The sequence below is a fragment of the Streptomyces sp. NPDC001770 genome (assembly GCF_053596135.1).
This window is the reverse complement of the sequence record NZ_JBSFFN010000057.1, coordinates 1-24,950: the sequence shown is the minus strand read 5'-3', so window position 1 is coordinate 24,950 and position 24,950 is coordinate 1. Positions and strand designations below refer to the sequence as shown.

Genomic DNA, 24,950 nt, shown 5'->3' with positions numbered 1-24,950 from the left:
CTGAACCGCACATAAATCGCACAACTAGCGTTCGAATCACGTACATTCACCGTACCTGGGGGAGTGGTGGTGGTAGCGTGACTGGCTGACTGGCTAGGGCTCTTGAAAGGCCTGCCGCGACGCCCGGCGGGGCGGCGGCCGCCCCGCCGTCGTCCGGACCGCCCTCAGGAGTGCTGTATGACCGTGGTTGCCGCCACCCCCGGCCTGCCGGAGAAGCGAGCGCTGTTCCCCGACCAGGTGGAAGCGGTGTCCCGGGTGGCGCGGCATCTGCGGCGTCCCGGGACACGGGGGCTGTACGTCGCGGCGACCGGAACGGGCAAGACCCTGGTCTCGATCCGCGTGGCCGACGAACTCCAGGCGCGCCTGGTCCTGTTCGTCGTGCCCACCCTCGACCTGGCCGCCCAGACCGCACTGGCATGGCGGCGCGACGGCCACACCGAGCACATGGTCATCGTCTCCTCCATGGACGCCGCCGGCCGCGACGCCCTGGTGGCCGCCCGCGTCATGTCCAGCAGCGACCCCGTCACCCTGGCCGCCCTCATGTCAGTCGTGGGGGAGAGGGATGACCAGATCCCGGCCCTGACGCTGATCTGCACCTACGACTCACTCGACAAGATCCAGGAAACCCGCAACACCGCATGCACGGTGCCGCCGTTCGACCTGGCGATCATGGACGAGGCGCACCGCATCGCCGGCCGCCCCGACAAGAAATGGGCCGCCGTCCACGACAACCAGCGCATCCGGGCCGACCGCCGCCTCTACATGACCGCCACCCCCCGCATCTTCGCCGCCCCCGACCTGGCCGAGTCCGCCGACACCACCCGCCCCCGCCGCCGCGCCCCCGCCGCCCCGGGCCCGGCCGCCGACCTGTTCGCCAACTCCATGGACAACGAACAGGCCTACGGCAAAAAAATCTTCGAATACCCCCTCGCCCAGGCGATCAAGGACGGCCGGGCACCGGACTACCGCATCGTGGTGCCCACCCTCACCGACGACGACCTGCGCCAACGCATCAACCTCCCCGCCCCCGACCCCGACAGTGAGAGCGAAGGACCGGATCACGCGCTGCGCACCACCGCCCTGCACCTGGCCGTCCTGCGCGCCATGCGCGACCACGACCTGAAGAAGGTGCTGGTCTACTTCAACCTCGTCTCCGACGCCCGGCTCTTCGCCCGCGAACTGCCCCACACCCTGCGCCGGCTCAAGGCCACCGACCCCGGCCTCATCCCCGCCACACCGCCCGAACTGCTCTTCGTCCATGGCGAGGACACCCCCCAGACCCGCGAAGACACCTTCGCCCGCTTCGCCCGCGCCCACACCGCGATCCTCGCCAACGCGCGCCTGATCGCCGAGGGCGTCGACATCCCCAGCGTGGATGCCGTCGTCTTCGCCGATCCCACCCGCAGCGTCATCCGCTGCGTCCAGGCCCTGGGCCGCGCCCTGCGCCTGGACGTCTCCGGGAAGACCGCCTCCCTCATCGTCCCCGTCTGCCTGCCCCCCGGCGCGACCCCCGAGGACATCCTCGGCACCGCCTACGAACCGGTCTGGGCGATCGCCTCCGCCCTGGCCAGCCACGACCACCGCATCCTGGAACGCCTCCCCGACAAGGCCAACCGCCTGCCCAAGGAGACCAGCGACGTCATCGAACGCCGCTGGCACTTCGACTTCACCGTCCACCCCGAACGCATCGCCCAAGCGATGGACCTGGTCTCCTTCGACCCCCGCGACCCCGCCGTCTCCCGCTCCCGCCGCCTCGGCCTCGCCGCCGCCCAGGCCTACCACGACCAGTACGGCCACCTCGACGTCCCCGCCGACTACACCGACCCCACCGGCCACACCCTGGGCACCTTCATCACCACCATGCGCGACGCCCGCAAAGCCGGCCGCCTCGAAGCGAACTGGACCGCCGAACTCGACGCCCTGGACATGATCTGGGACAAACACGACGCCGCCTGGCGCTCCAAGCTTGCCTCCGCCGCCGACTACCACCGCGTCCACGGCCACCTCGCCGCTCCCGCCACCACCCCACTCGGAGCCTGGCTCGCCGAACAACGACACCTCGCCACCAACGACGAACTCGCCCCCGCCCGCGCCGACGCCCTGAACGCCCTCGACCCCAACTGGCGCCTGCCCTACGGCGCGGACTGGCACCGCAAGTACCACCTCCTGCGCACCCACCTTCAAGCAGGCAACGACCCCGCAGCCCTCACCCCCGACACCCGCATCGCCGGCGTCAACATCACCTCCTGGCTCACCCGCCAGCTCACCCGCTGGACCACCCTGCACCCCGGCCAGCGCGACCTGCTCACCGCACTCGACCTCACCCCCGCCACCAGCCCCCTGACACCCGCCCCCCGCATACGCCGCACCTTCGCCCAGACCGTGCAACTCCTGGAACTCTTCCTCCACCGCCACGGCCGCGCCCCCACCGCCCGCGAAACCCTCCGCGCCGACGGCGACACCGTCCAGATCGGCCCCTGGTTCGCCAAAACCCGCACCAAGCACCGCGAAGGCCAGCTCCCCGCCGACCACGCAGCCCTCATCGCCGCCCTCTTCGACGGAGACTGGTGCGCCCCAGACCCCACCCCGACTGACCTGACGTAAGGCACTCCGCGTCCGACCCGGCACCGAGGTCACTCGTACGGGCCCCGTCCCGGCCTCGTACCCTTCACCACTTTGGGAGACGCCTCAGCACACCGGAAATTCGAGCACCGAGTGAGTCGCTTGCCGTGGCCCGAGGCAGCGGCTGACATCTGCTCGCGCTGCGTTGATACTCCGCGACTGCGGCAGGTGCCGGTCCCGCAGCAGATGAGAAAACATGTTGGCCGCCCGCCGGTGAGCTGCGAAGATGCGTCTGTTTCCCAGCCGGAGGAAGCTTGTTCGTTTTCGTGTGTGCGGGATGCGGCGCCGAGCTGACCATCCCGCTGTCCCAGGTTTCACTACCGGTCCACGCCCGTCAGCAGTACGGGAACGGAGCCCAGCTTCCGGTGCTCATGGAGTCAGGGACGTTTGCCGTGGACCCGGATCCCTGGGGAGGGCCGTGGCGGCTGTGGGACGAGATTGGTCCGGGCGAGGCTGAGGCACGCGGCATCTACGCGCCAGTCCATGCCTTGTCCGGCGGCACGCCCGGGGCAAGTGTCATTGCGCCCGGTGATATCCGTGGAACCCGGCTGATTCCTGAGAAGCGTGGTGGTGCCTGCTGTGGCCTCGACGGGGCCGACGGTCCCAACATGGCCTGCGAGGCATGCGACCTCCCTGTGGCGACCAGGGTCGACGACTGCTCGCTCTGGCAGATGGTGCGACTCGGCTCGGATGTCGTGCACCGCGTCCCCGTCGACGGTATCCACGCCGCGCCCCTCTCCTGGGCGGAGCTGGCGGAGATGGGGGAGAAAACGCCCCCGTTCGAGCCGATCGCCACGTGGGGAGGACGGCTGGGGCCGAACCACTACTGGTCCTGGAGTCCGCAGTGGGAGGCGGCAGCCGGCCAGGCGCTCGCCCACCTGCTGATTGCCTCCGAGGGGCAGCCTGTGAGGGTCCCAGACGGCCTGACCGCAGACGTGTTTCAACGCGCGCTCGACGCCTTGCTGCCGACAGGCACCCTGAAGCGGCGCGCCGTCCTGGCCGGACCGGGACAGCCCTCCCCGGACGCGGGCGTCGACATCCTCCTCGCCCCCGTCCATCCCCAGACGGGCCGGACCTGGACCCCTGCCGACCCGCCCACACCGGCATATCTGGTGCCCCTGCCGCTGGGGGTGTGGCTGTGGCTAGCCTCTCCCGAGCCGAACTTGCCGGTTCCCGCGTCGGGCCGCATAGCCCAAGACGTCCTCCGCGACGACCCGCTTCCGCCGCTCCCCAACCACCTGTTCCGGGCCGACCGGGGAACGTTCCAACACACCTTGGTCCGGCTACCAGCCGTGCGCAGCCCGTGGCTGCGCACGGTCCTCGAGAACCTCACGCAGAGCACCTCGGCTGGCCTCTTCTAGCCGTCCAGCAATCGAACAGCACCAGACTCTCGTGCCTCCCAAAGTGGTCGACATCTGCTGTCCAATCCAATCTCGTGCACAAAGTCACTGCGGGCCTGGCGGGCCCTGCGGGGTGCTCTCGGTGAGCTGTCCAGCAGGTTCCGGGCTGCGTGTTGTCTGGCCGCGGTCTTCTGGCTGGCGGTGGCGGTGGCCGTCACCGTGGTGCCGGTGTCCGCGCGGGTGGCGCAGACGGTGTAGGTGAACTGGGGGTCGTGGGGCGGTCCCGATGCCACGGGTGTGCTCCAGGTGAGGTCGAGCAGCCAGTAGTTCTGCTTGAGCTCGTTGAGGGCGCCCAGGGCGGTATTCGCGGGATGTACGGCGCGCAGCCCCTGCGCGGGCGGTGAAGGGGGCTGCTTGGGAGGCGGGGTGGGGTCGACGCCGGCGAGGCGTCCGTCGACGATCGGGATCCGAGCGGTCCGCAGCCACGTCTGCACGGTCTTCGTGCTGAGCCCGACGCGGTCACCGGCCTGCCGTACGGTCTGCCCCTGGTGCAGCAGGCCCAGAAGCTGCTCCAGTTGCTCGCGCCGCTCGCGGAGGTCCTCTTCCTCGGGCGCCCGTGCCCCGGGCAGCCGCCCGCTTGCGGTGCCTTCCCAGCTGCGGGTGAGGCAGTAGCGCGAGCAGTAGGCGCCGATCAGGTCGGTGGCGGTGCCGTCGGCGTTGCCCTGCGCCAGGAGGTACCAGTGGGCCGGGGCGGCTCTGCCGATCTCTCTGGCCCCGCAGTTGGGACAGCTGAACGTCCTTGTCCTGCTTGGTGCCGGTACCCGGGGGGCGGACTGAGCGGCGGGGGCGCCGGGTTGGGGCCGTGTGCCGCCGGCGCCCTGCGACGAACTCATGATATAACCATCCGTGTTCTTGCGATCTCTCTGTGTGGTTTAGGGTGCCGGGCGTGATCACGATCCCCACACCCAGCGGGCCCGCCTCCCATCCCGGACCGCAGCACGGACGCCGTCGGTGACCGCCTCGACCCCCTGGCTCGTCGCCCTGCTCCAGCGCGCGGTCATCGACGAGGGCGACGCGGTCAAGATCCGGCAGGACACCCGGGGCTTCCTGTTGTCGCTCGGTGATCTGCGTGCCCTGCTCCTGTCCGAAGACCTCGGAGGTCCAGGCGCCCCCGATGCCCGGCTGGCGGAGCTGGACTGCGTGACACAGCGACCCGAGTACGCGCCGAGCATCATCCACATGCATGCACAGCTCCGACGCGTCCGGCCGCCATGGACCGACCAGAGCGAAGACCCAAGCACCGCGAGTTTCCGTGCCCAAGCCAGTTTCGAGCTGGGCGGCCGCATCAGCAGCGGGCAATGGGCCACCGCGCGAACGAAGAAGGACGCCGGTCACCTGGCCCACGTCAGCCTCCTGGCCGCTCTCGCCGGTCTGGATCCCACCTCCCCACCGGCCACCAACCCGCCACCCGCGGCCGGTGACCCGCCCGACATCAGCCCCCACGCGGCTCTCACCGCGACCGCCTTCCTGAACCGGCTCCGGACGGAGACCGACGAGGACACCCTCAGGGCGCTGGCCGACCACGCGGCCGTCCGCGCCCACACCGGCCTCCTGACGGGCGACCTGGCCGAACACCTCCTCTTCTCCACCCAGGGCCCTCTGTGGGAGGCGGCCCGCACCGCCGTACTGGCCGCCGCCGCCCGGCACGATGACCAGAACCTGCCACTGGAACTCCTGCAGCGCTACGCCGACATCGCGGGCCTCGCCGCACCGCGCGGCACCAGCGCGGCCGCGCAGAGGCCCGGCCACCACACCGCCCGCTCCGTCGTCGGCGAGGGGGACAGCGCGGTGCACAGCCCCGCATGCGAGGCCGGGACCAAGGACCAGGCACTGCTGCAATCCCGCCTCCACCTACTCGCCATCCTGGCCCGCCTGCCCTTCGACGGTGTGACGGACAGCCGCCTCGAATGGACCGTGACAGGCATCCGCAACGCCATCGCCGTCCTGCACCAGATGCAGCAACGTCACACGGTCACGCACCTCAACTTCCGCCCGGACACCACCCAGGGCGTCTTCTCCAACCACGCCAGCTGCATCTTCCAAGGCCACCTCCTGCACGCCGAAGGCACCGGTGCCAGCAGTCGCGCCGCCAAGCTGGCCGCCGCGGAAATCCTCCTGCTCAACCTCAACCACCACCTGCCCCTGCGCATCCCGCCTCCGGCCGGCCCCCGTCCCGGCGAAACACCCACACCCCGCCCCACCCGGGCCATCCGCGCCGCCGGCTGGGGGAGCCATCCCCCAGCAGGAACGCAGAACACCCCCGCCCTCACCGTCCACGCCACCCCCGCCTCCGCCGCCTTCGTCCGAGGAACCCGGGGCAGAGCAGCACGCCGTCGATGCCGAGGACCAGGCCTCTGAAGCCCGCCTCCAACCGCGCCCGGCCACAGCCGATACCGCCGCCGTCCTCAAGGCGCTGGAGGGCGGGTGCGACCTCCTCTTCGCCCCTGACAGCGACCCCACGAAGTGCGCCTGGCTCCTGGCACGTCCGCCGGCCGGACAGGAAGCCGATTCCGACGCGGTCCTCATCCGCGACCTCTTGCTCTCCGGCGGCGAGACCACCCGCGCCACGTGCTGGCGGGTGGGCATCAACGGCCTGATGCCCACCCTGCTGGGCGCACCCGCCGCCACCTGGAGCGCCTCCACTGCCTGGTGGGCCCAGGTTGTCCGCCTGGGACTCGAGGCCATCGCCGCCGGGGCCGTCTACCCCGCCTTCAGCGACACCGACACCCCCCAGCAGCGCCAGCCGCACTGGCGCACCGGCCCCCTGCCCGTCCCTCTGGAAACTCAACTGACCACGCTGGCAGAGACCTACGATCACCAGCCGCGGCTGCTTCCCCGCACCCCGCACGACGACTTGGCCGCGCTCCCCGCTCTCAGGACCGCACTGGACACCCTGGCCGACCACTTCGTCCCGCCACCGTCAGGCCACCTGCTCTCGGGCCCGCAGCCTTTCCTCGCCCCCGTCCGCTACGACCAGGCCCCACCCGTCCTCCTGCAGGAATGGACCGACACCGTCCAAGACCTCCTCCTGCCCCACGGCAGCCCCCCGCTCGTCCTGTCCATCGCCCCACCCGCCACCGCCGCCTCGACCCAGGTGATCGCCACCCTCCAACTCGCCCTCGACACCACCAAATCCGCCACCGTCGACGCCCGCGACGTCTGGGACCACCCCGACACCGACCTCGATCCCGAACGGAACCTCGCCCAGAGAGTGTGCCGGGCCCTGCGCCGCGCCGGCCGCCACGCTCCCGCGCTGCGCACCCTGGGCATGCACCGCAGGCCCGACGCCGTCCTGCTCAGCCTCGACGAGGCCGCCGCCCTCCTCGGCCCGGCGACCGGCCACTTCAAGGACGCCGGGATCACCGCGGTCACCAGCGATGACTGGTCCAGCCCCCTGGACCCCCACCTCGTCGTCGGCCTCGGCACCCCGGCCCCGGTCGAAGGCGGGCAACTCGGGATCGGTGAACTCCTCGACCGCCGCTGGCAGTTCACCATCGACGGCACCCCCCTCACCGAGCAGGAACTCGACATCCTCGCGGACGCCGCCCTGCCCTTCGTCCGCCTCCGCAACCGGTGGATCGTCATCGACGCAACCCTGCGCAGCCTCCTGCGCACCCGCCGCCTGCCCTCCCAGCCCCGCCGCGAGGCGATCCTCTCCGTCCTCCACGGATCCATTACCGTCAACGGCCGCACCTTCGCCTGCCGCCCCGCCGACCTCATCGAGCAGCTCACCCACCCCGCGCCCGCCACCCCCGGCCCGCACCCGGCGCTCTACCCCTACCAAGCCAAGGCCCTCACCTGGCTCGACATGCTCACAAGCCTGGAGTTCGGCGGGATCCTCGCCGACGACATGGGACTGGGCAAGACGGTCACCGCGATCGCCTTCCACCTGCTGCACTCACGCAGGAAACCGGGACCCACCCTGGTGCTCTGCCCCAAGTCGGTCGTCGACCACTGGAAGACCGAACTGGCCCGGCACGCACCCACCGCCCACGTCGTCCTCTACCGGGGCCCCGACCGCTGCCTGCCCGCCCTGACCAGCAGCACCATCGTCGTCACCACCTACCCCCTGCTCGTCAAGGACCACGACGACCTCAAGGACATCGCCTGGGGCCGCGTCATCGCCGACGAAGCCCAGTACCTGAAAAACCCCGGAACCCAGGCCGCCCGGTGCGCCAGATCACTCAGCGGCGCCCGGATCGCCCTGACCGGCACCCCCCTGGAGAACGAACCCGCCGAACTCTGGGCCCTGCTCGACTGGACCAACCCCGGACTCTTCGCCACCCGCGCCCAGTTCAACACCCTCTACACCCGCCCGCTGACCCACCTGCCCCAACAGGCCACCGCCCCGCACGCCGTCGACCGGTTCCAGAACCTGATCAGACCCTTCATCCAGCGACGCCTCAAGACCGACCCCACCCTGGGCCTCACCCTGCCGCCCAAGACCGAGACCACCCACCTCCTGCCCCTCTCCCGCGAACAGATCGGCCTGTGCGAAGCGCTCCTGCGCGACAGCCTCCGCCAGATCCAGCACACCCCCTCCCACGGCGGCCGCGGAACCGCCGTCCTCAGCCTCATCAACGGCATGCGGAAAATCTGCATCAGCCCCGCCCACTACCTCGACGAACACCCCAGCACCGTCCTCGCCGACCCCGACGAAGCCGCCCGCCGCGCGCCCAAGCTCGCCCAGCTCCACCACCTTCTTCACCAGGCCAGGGAACAAGGCGAATCCGCCCTCGTCTTCACCACCTACGCGGTCGCCGACAAGCTCCTCACCGCCTACCTCACCGCCCGCGGCTTCCGTCCCCTCCTCTTCGACGGCGAACTCACCCCCAGCAGCGCACCGCCGTCCTGGACACCTTCCGCAGCACCCGCGCCGCCGTCCTCGTCCTCACCCCCCAGAGCGGCGGCGTCGGCCTCGACCTCACCCACGCCAACCACGTCATCCACTACAACCGCCTGTGGAACCCCGCCGCCGAATGCCAGGCCAGCGACCGCGCCCACCGCATCGGCCAGAAACGCCCCGTCGCCGTCCACCACCTCGTCACCGCCAACAGCATCGAAGAGCGCATCACCGCCCTCCTGCACCGGAAGACGTCCATGACCAACGCCCTGCTGCCCAACGAGGAATTCGACCCCGCCAAGCTGGATGCCACCGAACTCATCCAGCTCTTTCCACAGCCCCGGCCCACCGCTCCTCACCGCCGCCACCCACGCCATCCAGCGCCTGCGGCGCAGCACCGCCGCCCCGCTGGCCATCGACCACAACCGCATCACCGACCACGACGCCCACGTCCAGATCCGCCTGGGACCAGACGGCCTCGCCTACCCCTTCACCGCAGTGCAGGACGACTGGGTCCTCGCAGGCCGCCCCACCCCCTCTCCAGGCGACGCCTACACCGCAGCCCGCCACACCCTCCGCAACCGCCGAGGCTGAACGGTACCCAGCGGCCGGCAGGGGGCCACGGCCGTGAACACGACAGCAGACGTCGGCCGCGCCGACAGAAAGTCAGCGCGGCCGACGCCTTGCCGTGTTGTGTCCCCCCAGGGGTGACACAACACGAAGCCGGCTCACCGGCCCGCAGCTGCCTCCCGATGCTTGGGGACGTTGCAGTTGGGCCGGTTGCAGACCTTCTTGTCGCGCTTGACCGCCCTGCAGTACGCGGCGTGGGCCGGGCACCGGTCATCGCCCGCCGCCGGGGCATCTCGGCAGATCCGGCGGGGCGCCCACGCCTGGTCCAGCCCTGCCCAGGTACAGCGGCCCAGCCTGGCCGCGTGCTCGGGAGTGTGCTGTGCGCACGGGGCGCCTGCCTTCTTCACCGGAGTGCCGCACCACCGCTGCGGCATGGTGCCTGGCGTCAGGACGGCGTCCAGCGGTTCCATGCACAGCGGGTGGGAGAGTCGCTCCAGCCGGGCGGCCAACGTTTCCGAGCCGTGGGCGAGCGCCAGCTGGGACAGGGCCCGCAGCAGCTCCGGGTCGGCCTCGATGTACCACTCGCCGTAGTCGTCACCGTTGATGTAGCCCGGGGCCGGGCTCAGCTTGGCCGCGGCATCCAGCGTGGTCGCGACAGCATCAGCAGTTCGGGAAGTCCTGGTCATCGCACACAGCCTTCTTCGACGGGGGATCGCAGCGGGTCAGGTGAGTCCGGCAACTTCAACGAGCGCTCCCCGCCAGGGGGCACCCTCGGCGTAGCCCCGACCCCTTGCCCGCCGCACGAGAGGCTGCCGCGTCGGCCCCACCGGGGGGTCGCCCTCGGGGTGGACGGTGACCGCGTTGAGCCGCTGGGCGGCGGGCGGGGCGGGTGGCGGCCAGCACGGTGACGCTGGTGGAGTCCAGGCCGCCGGACAGGCCCGGGGCGGCGGTCCGCGACGCTGACGAACGGTCAGGTTTGTTGGGCGCTGGTGTGCCGGGTGAGGCTGTAGCCGATTTCGAAGGTGTTGGCGGACATGCGGGTGTCGTTGATTTCCAGCACGGTGCCGTCGGGGCCTGCGGTGGTGCGGAGGATGCGCAGCATGGGAACGCCTTTGGGTAGGCGCAGGCGTTTGCTCTCGGTGGGGGTGGGCATGCGGGCGCTGACGGCTTCTTCCCATGACAGAGGGCTGTGGCCCATGTGTTCGAGCAGGTGGTAGATGCCGCCGGGGCCGGTGTCTTTCTCGGCGAGGCGGGTATTACCGCGGGCCAGGGGAGGGCAGGTAGCTGGTCGCCAGCTGCATGGGGGTGCTGGTGGTGGCCTCGCCCATGATGCGGTCGCGCACCAGGACCTTCTCCGCTTCTTGCCCTTCGGGGAGTCCGAGCAGGGTGGCGATGTCGCGGGGGGCCGGTGCCCAGGTGATGGCGGGGGTTCCAGGGCGGTCCATGGCTGTGCGGCAGGGCCGAAGTAGTAGCCGCGCACGCCGTCGACACTGCCCACCGCGCGACGGCCGAACTCTCGCTCCTGGTCGGAGCCCACGCCTTCCAAGCCCACTCACCACTGGCCAAAGCCCGCGCCGACCTCGGCGGACTTCTCTACGCCGACGGCATCCACGACGCACGTCAGCGATCCGTAGGCCGCACCCTCACCACCACCCAGCCAGCACAACAGCCTCACCCGCACGCCAGCTGACAAAGAGCTGGTTGTTCAGCCCCACAACGGGCCGGACAACCAGCGCATGTTCTCCCTAAACCGGCACCCCGTACTCCAGGTACACCGTCAGCCCCTGCTCCCGGGCCCGCACACACGCCTCCACCCGCACCGCGAGCCGCTCCACCAACCGCTCCCTCAGCCGGTCCACCGCAACGAACTCCATCGCCCCGAGCTCCTCCGCCTGCAACCGGACCCCCGACAACCGAGCCTCGCCGAGCAACCCACCGTCGAACACATAGACCAGCCCCTCACTGCGCCCTGGCCGCGCCCCGCGCCAGTCCACACCAAGGAGCCGGACCCGCTCCCAAACCAGCCCCAGTTCCTCCTTGACCTCCCGAACCGCACCGGCGCGAGGGGACTCGTCCCATTCCACGGCACCGCCGGGAATCTCCCACAGGGGCTTGTAGACCGGGTCCACCAACAGCACCCGCCCCTCCGGGTCAAAGAACAGGACCCCCGCGGCGACCCGCTTGCGCGGCAACGTCCGCTCGTACTCCTCCGGGCTCATCTGCACGTTCATGCACAAGACCCAAACACACCCGCAAGGGACACCAGCGATCCCCCGACACCAGGTACACAACTGTTGCGAACCATGCGAAGACGAACACGAGAAGACGGACGGCCCAGCCCACATCGAGCGCTTGCCGGCAACCTGCCTCGCCAAGGGGCAACCACACCCCGAGAGCAGCACGAGCTCCAGGAGCGAAGAGACCCGGCGCCAGCGAGAAGCCGCCGCTGTCAGTGCTGCCCTGCATAGTGCCGGTCATGATCAACGACTTGGACAGGACCGACTGGGCGTCCCTGGGGCATGCCTACGGGGCGGCCGACGACGTGCCGGGGTGGCTGCGCGACATGGTGTCGCCCGACCCCGGCGTGCGCGCGGAAGCGTTCGGCAACTTCTACAGCGCCGTGCTCCATCAAGGGAGCGTGTATTCAAGCACCGTGGCCAGTGTGCCGTTCCTGTTCGCCATGGCGGACGACCCTGCGACTCCTGACCGCGGGGAAGTCGTCACGCTGCTGCTCAGCATCGGGCGGGACGCGGTCGACGCCGAAGAGTTCAACGCTGTGATCTACGGCGAGGACGGTGAAGAGTCCACGATCTACCAGGACACCGCCAACCTGATACGTGAGCACGCAGACGCCTTCGTCGCCTACGCCGGTGACCCCGACCCGCGGGTGCGCCGGGCGGCGATCGAGGGTCTCGGGCTCTTCCTGGACGACGCCGGGCGGGTGACAGCGCTCCTGCGGGACCGCCTCGTGGAAGAGAGCGGGACCGCTGAACGAGGTCTGGTCGTGCGGACCATGGCCGACCTGGCGATCCGTCTGCCCACAGCCGCCGCGCCGGCGCGGGCGTGGCTCGATACGTTGGCCGACAACGACACCACCGATCCCGACACCCGTCTGGCGGCGCTCGTCCACCGGGCCCGCTGCGCTCCCGGTTCCATCGACGACCGGACGGTGCCGACCGCGATCGAACTGCTCCGCCAGGTCACCCCCGCCCCCCTGTCCGAAGAGGACGAGCAGGTGGACCGGGCTCCGTCCGGTCCGTGTGCGTGTGAGGCCGAGCCCGAACCCGATCCGAACGTCCCCGGGCACGTTGTGGCCGCCTTCGCCGATCTCGAACGGCGCGGTCGCGTCTATGCGACCACCACCCCTTTGCTGATGGCTTTCCACACGGCCCTGGGGGCCCGGGCCGAAGCCCGAACCGTTCTGCTCACCGAGCAGCTGTGCAGCCCGGACCCGGGGACCCGTTACGACGCCATCAACATGGCACGCAGTCTGATCACCTCCCTGCGGGGCGATCACACCGGCCTGGTGCGGCTCATCGGCGACTGCCTGCTCCCGGACGACGCCTACACCGCCGCGGCCGCGGCCGAGGCACTCGGCTCACTCGCCACCCTTGCCGAACCCGCCCGCGAAGCCCTCGCCGCCTACGCCACCCACCGGCCGGACACGTGGGCGAGCCCGCACCGCACGGTGCGCCGAGCCCACCAGCTCGCCGTCCTGGCGCTGGCCGGGCTCAAAGACGAACGCGCCCTGCCCAGCCTGCTGACCGCACTGGACACCGACACCGATACCTGGCGCGCCCTAGGCGCGGTGGGCGATCTGCCCCAGTGCGCCGTGGAACTTACGCCCCGGCTGGTCCGGCGCCTCGCCGACGTCGACCACTCCCAGGAGTGGCCCGACGTCAGCCCTGCGACGCTCGCTTCCGCCCTGGCCAAGCTCGGTGATCCGGCGGCCGTACCCGCCCTCGCCGAAGCGGTCCAATCCGCCGTCCGGCACAAGCACATGCGCACCGCGGAGACTGTCCTGAAAGCCCTCGCGTCGTTCGGTCCCCGCGCCGCATCCGCCCTGGACGTCGTCCGCCCCCTCACCGACGCAGACGATGCCTCCCTGCGTACCGCTGCGGCGGGCACCGTCTGGGAACTCGAACGCCGCCCCGAAAACGTCATGCCGCTGCTGGAACGCCTCCTCGACGACTACCCGAGCTTCCCCGCGATCGACCCCGCTGGCCGCATCGGCCCCGGAGCCGCAGCCGCCCTGCCGCGCCTGCGGCAGATCCTGAGCGAGCAGGTCGAACAGAACGTCCGCAACGAGGAGAACGGATCGGCCGTACTGAACGACTCGTGGACCCTCGTCCACGTCGCATCCGCCCTGTGGGACATAGGCGGCACGGGCGAGGCCGACGTCGTCGTGCCGGCGCTGCTGGCCGCCTGGAAGGACAACAACTCCACCGCACGTCACGTCGTCGCCTGCCTCGACCGCATGGGTACGGCCGCACGTCCCGCCCTGCCCCAGATTCAGGCAGCCCTTGCGCAACCTCATCGCGGCGACCAGAGGTGGTCAGACGCCGTCGCTATCGACCTTGAGATCGAGCACACCTGCCGCGTCGTCCTCGCGCGCCTGACAGACCATCCGGATCCGGCACCTGCCAGGGGGGAATAGGTCCCGCCGCGCCAGTGTGCAAGGCCTGCAGGTCTGAATCAGCACGCGACCTACGCGTACGGCCACTCCACCGGCGCAAGGCAGCACCCCACGCGCACCCTGAAGAGAAACCGTGACCCAGGGCATCGGCTGGGGCCACTGCATCGACTCCGGCCGGGGCACGACGGACGGCAGAGGCGCCCAGCATGCCGACTGCCCCTGGAATCCGCCCGGCCAGGGGGCAGTCGGGTCATCGGGGTCAGATCGGGCGCGAGAACATCTGCTCACCGGGGAGCGGCGAGGCGCTGACATCGCGGTACCTGGAGCTTCCGGGAAGGATGACCGGCTCGCCCGGGGAGTGGATGGTGAAGCCGTGGCGTCGGTAGAACCGGGTCAGGGCGGCGTCGTTGGCGGTGAAATGCCCGTACATGAAGAACGCGCGGTGCTCACGGTGGATGGCCATGGCCCTGGTGATCAGAGCGGAGGCGATGCCCTGACGCCGGTAGTCGTCTGCGACGGCCAGGGCCCGGAGCTTGGCGTAGGCCATGGCGGTAGCTCCCAGTGACACGGGGGCGGCGCCGTCCCGTTCCATGCCCCCGAGGACGGACAGGGGCGGGATGCTGGAGGAGACGCTGACGATCCGCGCGGTGGGCGTGTGCTCGGCGACCAGGAAGACGAACCGCCCGGCGCCGAACCGGGTGGTGAAGGGCCCGCTTGCGTCGATGGTTTCACACATGGCCTCGCGGTCGTCGAAGTCGCCGTGTCCTTCCATGGCGAGCGCTGCCAGCTCGGTGAACGCCTTGCCCTCCCCGGGCCGGGCCTCTCTGATCTGGATGCTGTCGGGCAGTTCGTCGGGGCCGCGGCGTCGGGGCTTGCCAGGCTTGTTGCGTCCCACGAGGGTCCTCTCAGGCTGAAGTAGGGCCGCGCGGCCCCACCGGCTGGGCACGCCTCTGTGAGGGCCGGCGCGGCAACACGGCTACCAGTAGGCCAAGAGGTCGCTCGGAGATGCGGGCCAACGCGGTCATCACGCCGCTGAAGGCGAGAACGATGACGCGTTTCTTTCGCCTCGCGGGCTCCCGGGACCGCCCTTACCTTCGTCTCGCGAGCGGGCTTGACGTCGCTGCAGTGCCTTGCTGGCCCGAGTGGTGGTCGGGCGGGGCTCCCCCCACCCCGGACAGATCCTCCTGGGAGGCCGGACCAGGGCCGCTCGCCAAGAACGGCAGCTGGACCACTGAAGCGGGCCACGAAGAGCCGTTCCCTGATGCTGCGGGGCAGCGTCCCCCTCCGATCACGCAAAAAGCGAGGAGTGGCGCCCGCCCGGTTCCCGGAATCACCGATCCCGAAAAATACAGGGAGGGAAACGGCTCATTTTTCAGTCCATGACGAACCCGAAAAATCTGAAATCTGAAAGTTCGTCGAAGGTGGAAACGGTGAAACTCTGATGTGGACCATATGGCGAATGAGCAAAGATGAATTTTCGCGAAAATGCGGGATCGGCATTCCCGCCCTGACGGCAGATTGGGATTTCGCGGAAAATTTGGACGGCTGAGAACGAAAAACGACTCTTCAGAGTGGATTCATCCACTCTGAAGAGTCTAGAATGACTGTGCCGGTGAATCACGGATCACGATTCACCGGCACAATCTCGGATCTGATTCACGCGCCGGGAGTCATCGGGCGGTCGCAACATCTGACTCCCTGGAGCTCTCCGAGACCGCTGCGGGGCCTAGACCATGAGCGTGGTCCTGGCCCCGCGGCCCCTAGAGGCTCTGCTGCAGCAGCGGAACCACGTGCTCCTGTACGTGTGGCCACAGCCAGATCGAGATCTTGACTCCGAGGCAGAGAACCTTCAGCCCCCGGCGCGCGCGATCTGCGACCCGCGGATTTCGGCGAGAGGCCGGAAGTAAGGTCCTGGACGTAGCTTTCGGGATCCTCTGATTCGTCGCCCCGGATGGCCCTTCTTCATTCGCTTCACTTCGGGTCATGCCCATGCAGCCCTTTCTGTCTGGGAATAGCGTTACGCCGATAATATAGGCTGCGGCAGCCTGCAACCGTCAAGCCAATAGGGGTGCGCTCGCGCGATTTTTTAATGCGGCTTCCCGCGGAGAGGTATTTGCCCCCCATCTAGTCGATCGAGTGAGCGAATAACCGGCCCGCCGATCGTGGTTTGCGCCTTCGACCCCACGCCAAGTCCCCGCCCGATCTCTGCACCGTCGCTGCGGCCTTGGCCGGCGGGCTGGTCTCCCGGTGGCAGCGACACATCGGCCGCACCGCGCACCCGCCCAGGACAATGGGCCGACTGGCAGACCGTGGATACGACCTCCCGCTGTCGGTGCCCCTCACTACCCTTGATGCCAAGGCAAGTTACGGCCCGTGCCCGGGCCTCTGCACGAGAGCGGGACGCGCGTGACCTCGATCTACCTCTCCTCCGACAACCCCCGCTGGGTACCACGGACCGAGGAGGACCTCCAGGGCGCGATCGACGGCGGTCTGTTCGAGGAGAGTCACCACCTCGACCTCAAGAGGGCCCCGGGCACCAAGAGCGACAACAAGGAACTGGCCCGGGACCTGGCCTCGTTCGCCATCGACGGCGGCACCCTGGTCATCGGCGTCCAGGAGAACAAGGAGAGCCGGACCTTCGAACTTGCGCCCCAGCCGCTCAACGGGCTCCCGGAGAAGATCGAGTCGGTCGCCCGCACGATCCCCGACCCCCCGCTCACCGTCATCACCGAGGAGATCACCGCCAAGACCCCAGACGGCACCGGGTACCTCGTCGTGCACATCCCGGCCAGCCCCGTGGCCCCGCACATGGTCGACAACAAGTACTACGGCCGCGGCGACAAGACGAAGTACCAACTCGGTGACGCCGAGGTCGTCTCCCTCCACGCCCGGCGGCGCAACGCCGAAGCCGACACCATGACCCTGCTGCGCACGGAGATGGACAACGACCCGCTGCGCAACGACGACGACCAGTCCCACCTCTTCCTCGTGGCCCGCCCCACAGCCGCGCGCCGCGACGTGTGCCTGCCCATCACCGGCGCCCCCGACTGGCAGACGCGCCTTCTCACGTTGGTCGAAAAGGCGAAGTCCAGTGAGGCCGTGCCCGCCACCCTGGCGAAGTTCCACCCCGACATCGATGACGCCTACCAGGCACACCGCAGGGCCAGGGGAGTGGCGCTCAGCTCCCGCGGACTCAACCCCGACCGCACCTACGCACACGAGCAACCGGAGCATGTCCGCGAAGCAGTGATCGAAGTCCAGCTCTTCGAAGACGGCGGACTGCGCCTGTACATGTCCCGCCTCTCCACCGGCGTCTCCAGCCGCTACCGGCCGGAGGAAGGCGAGGAGCAGCTGCTGGTTGACGATGCCGCCGTCCTTCTCACCTGGCGCGTGTTGGAGCTGATGCGGCTGGTCTCCGAAGAGGTCGGATACCACGGCAACTGGGCGATCGGGGCTGGCGCGAACCGGCTGCACAGCCGCCGCCGGTACACCGGGCAGTCGCGTTTTCCGGCTAACGACCGCTACAGCGACGACACCTACGAGGAGACCACCGGCACTACCCTGGCCGAACTCCGCGACCAACCGGGCGCCGTCACCCGCCGGCTCCTGGGCCCGTTGCTGCGCTCGCTGGGCTCGGAGGCCCTGTTCGTAGGGGCACTGGGGGACCAGCCCTGACGACATCCCCGGCCCCACCGGTCACCAACTCCGGTCCGGTGGCATGAAGCTCACCGATCTTCGACCGCTGATGGCCCGCCGCCGGGACGGCGCGCTTTTAGCTTCGACTGCTTCCGCACCACCCGACGGTGGCCGCCCTGCGGTGGCCCGGTGACGTCTTGGAGCAGTTCCTCTTCGAGCACGGCGACAACACCGCCTTCATCGACGACTACAACTCCATCGACCTGCGCGACAGCACGTGGCAGCTGGAGACGATCCCCGCCGCCCATCTCACCCGACATGCCGACCGGAGCCTCCGATGAGGGGTGCATCGAGAGCTACGCGGAGAACCCGGCGCACTGGGTCACCATCCGGCCCCCGCAGGTCGCCCGCCATTGGAAGATGCACGGGACGTGGCTGCGCTCGCCGCTCCTGATCGAGCGGCGTCTCCTGGACCCGGCCGCCCCGTTCAGCTGCCGGCCGGGGCTTCGGGCCGGTCACTGCCCGAGGCCGCCCGGAGCCGCACGGTGAGCTCGCCGTCCGTGTCTTTGAGGCGGGCTTCGGCTTCGCCGACGAGGTTCTGGAAGGCGGCTTCCGCCTCATCGCGCAGCTGCTGCTCGTACCGGTCGAGTTCCGGGGGGAGCCAGGGGCCGTTTTCGTCCCAGTAGCGCCGTCTCTCGGTTTCCTCGGTGTACGCGCACGGGTAGACGGGGCGCGGCGGGAGGCCGTTTACGACGCGGTCGTGTCCGGCAAGGAGCGCGGCGGTAGCGAGTTCACCGGCGTTGCAGGCGTCGGCGAAGGCGGTCAGCTGTGCGGTGGTGGGTATCTGCTGCCCGGTGAGGAGCCGGTGCAGGGCGCTGGAGGAGAGCCCGGGCCCGGCCTTGCGGGCGAGGGCGGAGAAGGTGGTGTCGGGGGCGGTCGCGCGTACGGCGTTCATGGCGCGCAGGAGCCCGGCCGGGGTGGTGAAGTTGCCGGGGACGTGCGGGGCGGACCGGCGCCGGGGAGGGCGGTCGGCCCGGTCGGCCTCCGTCCACAGTCGGCGGGCGGTCACCTCGTCGGCCCTGGCGGCGCGGGCGAACGCCAGGACGGTGCGTAGGGTGGGCAGGCGGCCGTCGAGGGCCTGGCGCAGGGTGCAGGCGGACACCACGTACGCGTTGCCGCTCGCGCACGCCCGGTCGGTGAGGTACTGGAACGATGCCGTGCGATGGCCGGCCGCCCGGGGCCGGGTGTCACGGCTGGCCGCCGGTGAGCGCGGCGAGCAGGCGCAGGGCGCGGCCGGGCAGGAGCAGGAGGCCGGAGGCTGCCGCGAGGACGGTCAGGAGGGCGGGGACGGGCCGGTCGAGGATGGCGAGGACGGTCACCGCGGTGATGGCGCAGATGACGATGGCGGCCTCGGGCGCACCGACGCGGCCGGAGGCCGGGGCCGGCGCACCGTCGGCGGGCCGCGCCGGGGAGACGGGCGTGGGGGTGGGCACGGCGGAGCCTCCGTGAGCAGTCGGGGTGTTCAGCGAGCCGACACGGGACCGGCGTGCGAGCCGATCGTGACAGCGCGCGGGCCGCAGGCGCGAGTCGCCGACCCGTACCGCCGGAGCCGACGTACCTTTCCTTGTCTCGATCTCCTCGCAGATGACAGGGCACAACCGAGAAAATGCCGTCCCGTCATCCCATCCCCCCCGGGCCCCAACTGCATGTTCCTGAACCCCGTATCACCAGGTCGAAGGACAGCAGTCCGACACGTGGGCTTCGGGAAGGCACAGAGGCCGGTCCGCAACCGGGACAACACGGGCAGGAACTCGTCGAGGCGGACAACGCCGTACAGCAGGCTCGCCCTCCGGGACTCGGCATCATCGACAGCGGCAACAGGCATGATCACGTCAACTTCTACAGGATCCGCGCCGAGGGGTGACCCGGCAGTGCACCCGCTCTGCTGCGCCGTGGGGCCACGCGTACGGGCGGGCTGCGGTTGTCCGGTTCGCCTCCGGGCGCCGGACCGTTCGTTTTACGGTGCACCGGTGAACAAGGAGATGCTGCAGGGCGGCGGGGCACGGCCCGGGCCGGAACTGCCGGTGGTGGACGAGGACTTGGCCGCTTTGCTGCGGGCGCAGGGCGAGGGCGGTGTTCGGGCGCTGGGGCTGTTGCGGGACGCGCACCGGATCCTGTCTGGGGCCGGTGGTCTGGAGCGGCCTGGGGAAATCGTGGAGGCGTGCGTGCGCAGCGCGGCCGAAGCTCTGTTGAAACTGCCCGGAGCCCCGAAGAACCCGGTCGGCCTGCAGTCGGCGGCGAAGGACCTGCTGGCGGCGGTGGACGCCTTCGGCCCGCCACCCGCCGGGCGTACGGGTCCCCCTGGGCACCAAGCCCCGGCGGGCAGCCCCGCCTGGGAACCGGTCGCGGAGGCGGCCGACGCGCTGCGCGGCGAAATCCAGAACCCGGGCGGCCACAAGCGCCGTCAGGCGCGGGGGATCGCCGAGCGGCTGACGGGCCTGCGGCTCGGCGCCGCGCAGGACAAAGCCCTGCACGCGTGGGGGGATCTGTACTCGAAGGCATCGGCCACCCTGCACGGCGCCGGTGCAGAGGAGGACCGGCCCGCCCGCCTGTACACCGAACCCCTGAACGCGGCACATGAGTTGCTGGTGCCACTGCCCGGCCGCGCCGCCCGGGTCCTGGAACTCACCGCCCTCACCTGCCCCGGCCCGCACGACGCGCGGGAGCTGGCCCGGTGGACGGACCCCCGGGCGGAGGCGTTCTTCTTCCGATCCCGCCCGTCCCCGGCCTGGCTGGGCGTCCTGGACGAGCACGCCGGGCACCTGCTGCTCGCCGACGAGGAGAACGACGTCTGGCAGGCCGCCCCGTTCCTCGAGCACCTGGCCCACACCGCCCCCGAGACCGCGGGGGAGTGGCTGGCCGATCACGCCGTGGGCCTGGCCGCTGCCGGGCCAACGGTCCTGGGCGCACTACTGCGCCTGGCCGACACCGGAGTCCTATCTCCGGAAGGCGTCCGAAAGCTACTCCGGCACGTTCTGGTCCCGCCCCGCCCCGGAAACGAGCACCCGGACGTTCCGCGCGCCGCCTCGTGGCCAACTGGGCCGGCCGCCGCCCGAGCTGACCAGGGTCCTGGCCCGGGAATGGGCCGCCCGCCTGCCCGAGTACGACGTCACCGGCCTCCTGCAGGAGCTGGTGATGAGCGTCCACCCCGTCGACGGCACGGAGTTCCGCTGGGCCCGGCCCGTCCGGTACGCACTGGCGGGTCTGCTGCGCCACGACGTCGAAGCCTCCGACGGACAGCCCTGGTCGGCGTACACCGACCTGGAGACGGTCCGGGTCCTGGACGCCAAGCACTTCCTGGGCCCGGTCCTGGAGACGGGCCCGCTCCTGGCCCGCGCGGTCCTCGACCTCGCGGCGGCGGACGCCGCCGCCGGGGTGCCACTGCCCGAGCGGTTGCGGGCATGGCCGAAGATCGCCGAGACGGACGCCGCCCTCCACGACCGGGTTCTCGCCGCGCACCTGGCCGCACACCCGCCCGGCCCCGGAGCTGGCGCCGGGACGGCGGCGGAGGAGTGGTGGGACCTGGCGGCGGAGACGGGTGTCCGGCTGCTGGCCAACTCTCCGACGCCGGAGGGCGCCCGGCTGGCCGCCCTGGTGCTGGACACCTGCCCGCCTTCGCGCACCGCCGGCCTCGGGCAGCGGGTGCGGGCGGCGCTCGGCCCGCCGCCGTCCGCCGCGGCGCTCGACCGGCTGCTGCCACTCGACCCCGATCCGCCGGTCCTCGGCGCGGCCCAGACCCGCCCGGCCCGCCCGCCGCCGACCAAGACGGCTTGGCCCGCCTGGGCGAGACGGCAGCGGAGCCGCTGGTGTCGTGGTTGCGGGTGCAGGCATGGTCGCCGGTCCTGCCCGCACCGGTGCTGGACGGCTTCACCCCGCTGCTGGACGCGCTGCGCCAACTGCATTCGGCCGGTCCGGCCGACCCGCGCACCGCCGCCCGCCCGCGCCATCACACCACCATCGCCCTGGACGGTCTGCTGGACGTGGCCGCCGAGAACGGACCGCTTACGGCGGCGGCCGTCCTGGCCACCGCCCCGGACGCGGGCGCCTCCGGCTACGCGATGATGCTGCGCCGTCTGGTCGGAGCCGACCCCAGCGCCTGGACCGCTGATGTCCCGGCGGTGCTGGGCGCCCTGGCCCTCCCGGAACTCGGCGCGTACTACCTCGCCGCGGCCGCGCATCACCCCGACACCTTCCCCACAGGTCTGGCCGAGCCGGTCCAGGCCGCCCTCACCCTCACCGCTGCCCTGCCTCCTCCCGCCGACCCGCACGTCCCCGACGCGGCGGAGTACGCCGGCCGGGCGTGGTCCGGCCTGCTCGATCACGTGTGGCGCACCGGCGGCGACCTCGACGGCGCCCTGCCGTCCGTCCTGGACCGCCTGCACACCTTTGCCGCGCCCCTTACCCGCCCCGCCATCCCGCCACGGCCCGGGACAACAACACCCACCACGGCGGGCCGGGCGCCCGCAGGAAAAGGAGAACTTCCCGCCGAACTGACGAACACCCATCCGGCGGTGCTCGCACTGGGCTCCATCCTCGACCACGCCGCCGCCCGGGCGACGAAGGACAAGACGCTACCCAGCGACGCCCTCAAACTGGTCGCCGACGTCTTGGCCGCCCGCGGCGGCGAGACCACGGTCGCCGCCACGCTCGGCGCGCACCTGCCGCTCCTGCACCACCACGCCTCCGCCTTCACCGACGCCCACCCCGACCTGTACGCCGTCGTCCCCGGCGCACCCTCACCGGCCGCCGCATGGCTGACCGACGGGCCAGACCTCGATCCGCCGCTGCTTGCCGCACTGGACCGTGGCCAACTCCTGGCCGTACTACGCGATCAGCCCTGTGGCGGTGCGGCGTTCCGCGTCGGGCATGCACTGCTGACCGGCCACGACGACCTGCTCGGCGACCCCGTGAACGCCTGGCGCGAGCTGGCCGTCGGCCCGGGCGGCACAGAAGCGGCTTCCGACTTCCTCGGGTTCCTCGCTCTGTTCACCAGGACGGGCCCGGCCGATCGGACCTCCCCGGACACCGGACAGGTGTGGTGGACCGCCGCCCTGGACGCCGACCTACCGCCTGGCGCGCTCGCAGGCGCAGGCGGCTTCGCCACCGCGCTCACCGACAATGAGTGGCTGCCGCTGGCCCGGCGCAGCGCCGCCCACACCCCAGCACAGGAAGACGCGGGCCAGATCGCTGAACGCGCCGCCGCCCACCCGAAGAACCCTGACGCCCTCCTCCTGACCACCCACCTGCTCACCGGCCCCGTCCTCGAAGGCGGGCACGACCCCGATGTCCGCCGCCACGCCCGCACCCTCCTCCTGGCTGCCGACGCCCAACCCGCCCCCGATCACCCGGAAGCCATCGAGCAACTGCGCCGAGCGCTGGTCGAAGCCGGAGAGGTCGACCTCGCCCGAACGACGTCGACGACCAACTGATCTCACTACGACGTCGCCGAGTCCCGCTGCGCCCGCTTGTCCCGGAACTGCATGCGCTGGTCGACCTCCGCCGGTACCGCACCTCTCTGGATCCGTGATGCGTTCAGTCGTCGACGGACCCGGGCGAACCTGGGGCGGGGCCGTCGACGACTGGGACCGTCCTACTGCATCGCCGCGTAGTCGTTCGGTGCCTTGCGGAGGATCTCGATCATCTGGATCTCGTTCAGCTTCCGGAACGCCACCGCGGACGAGTTCGCGATCTTCCGGAAGAGGATTTCAGAAGGGATCGGCGGAAGGCGGCGAAAAGAGGGTGATGTTCCGTCCCGGAGCCTTCGCTGAACTCGCGGTGCAGCAACCACACCGTCTCGGCAAACAGGGGGTACGCGGTCTCGTGCTTGCTCCACAGGCAGCGCAGCGCGTCCCCGCCGGAGTCCCGGTTGATGAAGCCCCAGACGTACGACATCTCGCCCGTCTTGTCCGGGTGCTGGTCGTCGTTCAGGTAGCGGACCCACTCGTTCAGGATGTCCCAGCGCAGTGCGCTGACGATCACGCTCGTCGGAGCTTCGCTCGGTCGTAAGTTGGCGAGGGGCTCATCATCAAAGGTCATCCGCTGACGGTAGCGAGAGAGACCACCGCCACGCCACGGCGCCCGCGCCAGCACAAACGAGCGCCTCCGCGACGACTCTCGGCGGCGCTACTCTGGCACTCTGGGCATGATTGCAGGAGGGGCACATGGCGCACGAGGAATGGACTGTGGACCGGCTGCATGTTGCGCTGCCGCACTCGGCGTCCCGGCAGCAGCTGCTCCAGGACGTGAACCTCACCCTGATCGAGGATCTGCCAGCAGTGCTGGACGGATGGGCTTCGGCCGCCGAGCAGCTCGAATCGGCACGGCCCCGCATCGAGGCCGCCCGCACCCACATGAAGCTGCGCGGTGTTCTTCCTGACGTCCTGGAGACCAGGGACGTCACCGCCGACGTCCTCAGGGACGCCGAGCCACGCCAGGGCAACCGGGACGACCGCGGCCGGGGAGCGGCGTGACCTACCAGCTCAACTTCCCCGCCGACGTCTTCGACACCTACAAGCAGCTTCCCGAACTTGCCCGGCGGGACCTCGCGCTCGCCCTGGTCGACGCCCAGCAGGACCCCCTCGCGTACTCGGAACCCTACGGGCAGGACGACGGAATCATCCGCACCGTTGCCCAGGGCCACATCACCGCGGTGATCCTCCTCGGCCACGACACGGCCACGATGACCATCCTCACGATCGCGTACGCCGGCACGACCAACGCGTAGCCCGAGACCACCTCAACACCCATCAAGGCAGATCCTTACCGGAAGAGTTGTCCAACGAAGCCGAAACGACATCATCCGGAATCTCTCGCCCACATTCCTCCAGAACCTCTATCCCAGAGGCACCACCCCGAAATCCGGATTCCCCAAAAGTTCTCTCGGAAGGAAGCACCCGAGCCCTCTCCTTGTAACCAGCCCCGCGAAGCGGGTAGGGGGAGGGAGCGCAGCGGACGGACCCTCAAGGTTCCGGGAACCGGAACCGCCTGAGGCTGCGCTAGCAGCCTCGTTTCCCTGGAGCAACGCGGAAGGGAAACCCGTCAAACTCGAAGCGCAGCGCCGAGTTCGAGAGCCCTTGCGCAGCAAGGGCTGCCACCGCCCTCCGCCGTGCGTCCATGGTCCGCTCCCTCGCTCGGACGGCCGCCGCCGGTCTTCACCCGGCGCGCCGTCCGTATCCGTCTCCGC

20 protein-coding genes and 2 pseudogenes are annotated in these 24,950 nt (G+C 70.5%); 12 read left to right on the top strand and 10 right to left on the bottom strand.

Going from position 1 to position 24,950, the window contains the following annotated elements; genetic code table 11:
• Positions 1–177: 177 nt before the first annotated feature.
• Together ACWCSV_RS32260 and ACWCSV_RS32255 are read left to right on the top strand one after the other, a co-directional pair.
• Entirely contained in the window at positions 178–2,604 is a 2,427-nt protein-coding gene (locus tag ACWCSV_RS32260; RefSeq protein ID WP_451148385.1) for a Helicase associated domain protein, read from the top strand.
• A 272-nt stretch (positions 2,605–2,876) separates the two neighbouring features.
• Entirely contained in the window at positions 2,877–3,983 is a 1,107-nt protein-coding gene (locus tag ACWCSV_RS32255) for a hypothetical protein (protein WP_451148383.1), read from the top strand.
• Here ACWCSV_RS32255 and ACWCSV_RS32250 read toward each other — a convergent pair.
• Positions 3,980–4,855 (bottom strand): putative dsRNA-binding protein, encoded by an 876-nt coding sequence (locus ACWCSV_RS32250; protein ID WP_451148381.1) that lies wholly within the window; start codon positions 4,853–4,855, stop codon positions 3,980–3,982. The two genes, ACWCSV_RS32255 and ACWCSV_RS32250, sit on opposite strands and share 4 nt — an antisense overlap.
• 118 nt (positions 4,856–4,973) lie before the next feature.
• On the opposite strand from ACWCSV_RS32250, the gene ACWCSV_RS32245 reads away from it, so the two are divergent.
• The 4 genes and pseudogenes from ACWCSV_RS32245 to ACWCSV_RS32230 all read left to right on the top strand — a co-directional run bounded on the left by ACWCSV_RS32245 (position 4,974) and on the right by ACWCSV_RS32230 (position 9,459).
• Entirely contained in the window at positions 4,974–6,380 is a 1,407-nt protein-coding gene (locus ACWCSV_RS32245; RefSeq protein WP_451148379.1) for a hypothetical protein, read from the top strand.
• Between the two features lie 238 nt (positions 6,381–6,618).
• Positions 6,619–8,619, top strand: a pseudogene (locus tag ACWCSV_RS32240) (DEAD/DEAH box helicase); the annotation flags it as partial.
• Positions 8,514–8,975: pseudogene (locus tag ACWCSV_RS32235) on the top strand (helicase-related protein); the annotation flags it as partial. The pseudogenes ACWCSV_RS32240 and ACWCSV_RS32235, both read left to right, overlap by 106 nt.
• A 196-nt stretch (positions 8,976–9,171) precedes the next feature.
• Positions 9,172–9,459, top strand: coding sequence for a hypothetical protein (locus tag ACWCSV_RS32230; protein WP_451148377.1), 288 nt, complete (start codon positions 9,172–9,174; stop codon positions 9,457–9,459).
• A gap of 134 nt (positions 9,460–9,593) precedes the next feature.
• Here the strand turns inward: ACWCSV_RS32230 and ACWCSV_RS32225 are convergent, their stop codons facing one another.
• The 4 genes from ACWCSV_RS32225 to ACWCSV_RS32210 form a co-directional block, all read right to left on the bottom strand.
• A complete protein-coding gene (locus ACWCSV_RS32225) occupies positions 9,594–10,121 on the bottom strand; it encodes a hypothetical protein (RefSeq protein WP_451148375.1) in 528 nt (175 codons plus the stop codon).
• Positions 10,122–10,405: 284 nt separating this feature from the next.
• On the bottom strand, positions 10,406–10,705 hold the full coding sequence (locus ACWCSV_RS32220; protein WP_451148403.1) for a UTRA domain-containing protein: 300 nt from the start codon (positions 10,703–10,705) through the stop codon (positions 10,406–10,408).
• Positions 10,692–10,880: a hypothetical protein gene (locus tag ACWCSV_RS32215; protein ID WP_451148405.1), complete on the bottom strand. Its 189-nt coding sequence runs from the start codon at positions 10,878–10,880 to the stop codon at positions 10,692–10,694. Before ACWCSV_RS32215 ends, ACWCSV_RS32220 begins: the two co-directional genes overlap by 14 nt.
• Positions 10,881–11,180: 300 nt before the next feature.
• Positions 11,181–11,666 carry an NUDIX domain-containing protein gene (locus tag ACWCSV_RS32210; RefSeq protein WP_451148373.1) on the bottom strand — a complete coding sequence of 162 codons (486 nt, stop codon included), beginning with the start codon at positions 11,664–11,666 and terminating at the stop codon, positions 11,181–11,183.
• A gap of 245 nt (positions 11,667–11,911) precedes the next feature.
• Between ACWCSV_RS32210 and ACWCSV_RS32205 the strand changes: the two genes are divergently transcribed.
• On the top strand, positions 11,912–14,092 hold the full coding sequence (locus tag ACWCSV_RS32205; RefSeq protein WP_451148371.1) for a HEAT repeat domain-containing protein: 2,181 nt from the start codon (positions 11,912–11,914) through the stop codon (positions 14,090–14,092).
• 238 nt (positions 14,093–14,330) lie between these two features.
• Here the strand turns inward: ACWCSV_RS32205 and ACWCSV_RS32200 are convergent, their stop codons facing one another.
• Both ACWCSV_RS32200 and ACWCSV_RS32195 read right to left on the bottom strand, forming a co-directional pair.
• A complete protein-coding gene (locus ACWCSV_RS32200) occupies positions 14,331–14,966 on the bottom strand; it encodes a GNAT family N-acetyltransferase (RefSeq protein ID WP_451148369.1) in 636 nt (211 codons plus the stop codon).
• A 477-nt stretch (positions 14,967–15,443) separates the two neighbouring features.
• Positions 15,444–15,656 (bottom strand): hypothetical protein, encoded by a 213-nt coding sequence (locus tag ACWCSV_RS32195; protein WP_451148367.1) that lies wholly within the window; start codon positions 15,654–15,656, stop codon positions 15,444–15,446.
• Between the two features lie 788 nt (positions 15,657–16,444).
• On the opposite strand from ACWCSV_RS32195, the gene ACWCSV_RS32190 reads away from it, so the two are divergent.
• Both ACWCSV_RS32190 and ACWCSV_RS32185 read left to right on the top strand, forming a co-directional pair.
• Positions 16,445–17,746, top strand: coding sequence for an AlbA family DNA-binding domain-containing protein (locus ACWCSV_RS32190; protein ID WP_451148365.1), 1,302 nt, complete (start codon positions 16,445–16,447; stop codon positions 17,744–17,746).
• Positions 17,747–17,874: 128 nt separating this feature from the next.
• Positions 17,875–18,048, top strand: coding sequence for a hypothetical protein (locus ACWCSV_RS32185; protein ID WP_451148363.1), 174 nt, complete (start codon positions 17,875–17,877; stop codon positions 18,046–18,048).
• 146 nt (positions 18,049–18,194) lie between these two features.
• On the opposite strand, the gene ACWCSV_RS32180 is transcribed toward ACWCSV_RS32185, so the two are convergent.
• Together ACWCSV_RS32180 and ACWCSV_RS32175 are read right to left on the bottom strand one after the other, a co-directional pair.
• Entirely contained in the window at positions 18,195–18,869 is a 675-nt protein-coding gene (locus ACWCSV_RS32180; RefSeq protein ID WP_451148361.1) for a hypothetical protein, read from the bottom strand.
• Between the two features lie 85 nt (positions 18,870–18,954).
• A complete protein-coding gene (locus tag ACWCSV_RS32175; RefSeq protein ID WP_451148359.1) occupies positions 18,955–19,200 on the bottom strand; it encodes a hypothetical protein in 246 nt (81 codons plus the stop codon).
• 2,382 nt (positions 19,201–21,582) lie between these two features.
• Here ACWCSV_RS32175 and ACWCSV_RS32170 point away from each other — a divergent pair.
• Positions 21,583–23,196 carry a hypothetical protein gene (locus tag ACWCSV_RS32170; protein ID WP_451148357.1) on the top strand — a complete coding sequence of 538 codons (1,614 nt, stop codon included), beginning with the start codon at positions 21,583–21,585 and terminating at the stop codon, positions 23,194–23,196.
• A gap of 223 nt (positions 23,197–23,419) precedes the next feature.
• Here ACWCSV_RS32170 and ACWCSV_RS32165 read toward each other — a convergent pair whose 3' ends face one another.
• Entirely contained in the window at positions 23,420–23,803 is a 384-nt protein-coding gene (locus tag ACWCSV_RS32165) for a hypothetical protein (RefSeq protein ID WP_451148355.1), read from the bottom strand.
• A 125-nt stretch (positions 23,804–23,928) separates the two neighbouring features.
• Between ACWCSV_RS32165 and ACWCSV_RS32160 the strand changes: the two genes are divergently transcribed.
• Positions 23,929–24,237: a hypothetical protein gene (locus ACWCSV_RS32160; protein WP_451148353.1), complete on the top strand. Its 309-nt coding sequence runs from the start codon at positions 23,929–23,931 to the stop codon at positions 24,235–24,237.
• Positions 24,234–24,491: a hypothetical protein gene (locus ACWCSV_RS32155; protein ID WP_451148351.1), complete on the top strand. Its 258-nt coding sequence runs from the start codon at positions 24,234–24,236 to the stop codon at positions 24,489–24,491. Before ACWCSV_RS32160 ends, ACWCSV_RS32155 begins: the two co-directional genes overlap by 4 nt.
• The last annotated feature ends 459 nt before the right edge of the window (positions 24,492–24,950 follow it).

Bases quoted from the DNA above. Each gene is read 5' to 3' on its own strand.
- ACWCSV_RS32225 (WP_451148375.1), bottom strand. From the start codon at position 10,121: ATGACCAGGACTTCCCGAACTGCTGATGCTGTCGCGACCACGCTGGAT.
- ACWCSV_RS32205 (WP_451148371.1), top strand. From the start codon at position 11,912: ATGATCAACGACTTGGACAGGACCGACTGGGCGTCCCTGGGGCATGCC.
- ACWCSV_RS32165 (WP_451148355.1), bottom strand. From the start codon at position 23,803: ATGACCTTTGATGATGAGCCCCTCGCCAACTTACGACCGAGCGAAGCT.
- ACWCSV_RS32250 (WP_451148381.1), bottom strand. From the start codon at position 4,855: ATGAGTTCGTCGCAGGGCGCCGGCGGCACACGGCCCCAACCCGGCGCC.
- ACWCSV_RS32210 (WP_451148373.1), bottom strand. From the start codon at position 11,666: ATGAACGTGCAGATGAGCCCGGAGGAGTACGAGCGGACGTTGCCGCGC.
- ACWCSV_RS32260 (WP_451148385.1), top strand. From the start codon at position 178: ATGACCGTGGTTGCCGCCACCCCCGGCCTGCCGGAGAAGCGAGCGCTG.
- ACWCSV_RS32215 (WP_451148405.1), bottom strand. From the start codon at position 10,880: ATGGACCGCCCTGGAACCCCCGCCATCACCTGGGCACCGGCCCCCCGC.
- ACWCSV_RS32230 (WP_451148377.1), top strand. From the start codon at position 9,172: ATGCCACCGAACTCATCCAGCTCTTTCCACAGCCCCGGCCCACCGCTC.
- ACWCSV_RS32160 (WP_451148353.1), top strand. From the start codon at position 23,929: ATGGCGCACGAGGAATGGACTGTGGACCGGCTGCATGTTGCGCTGCCG.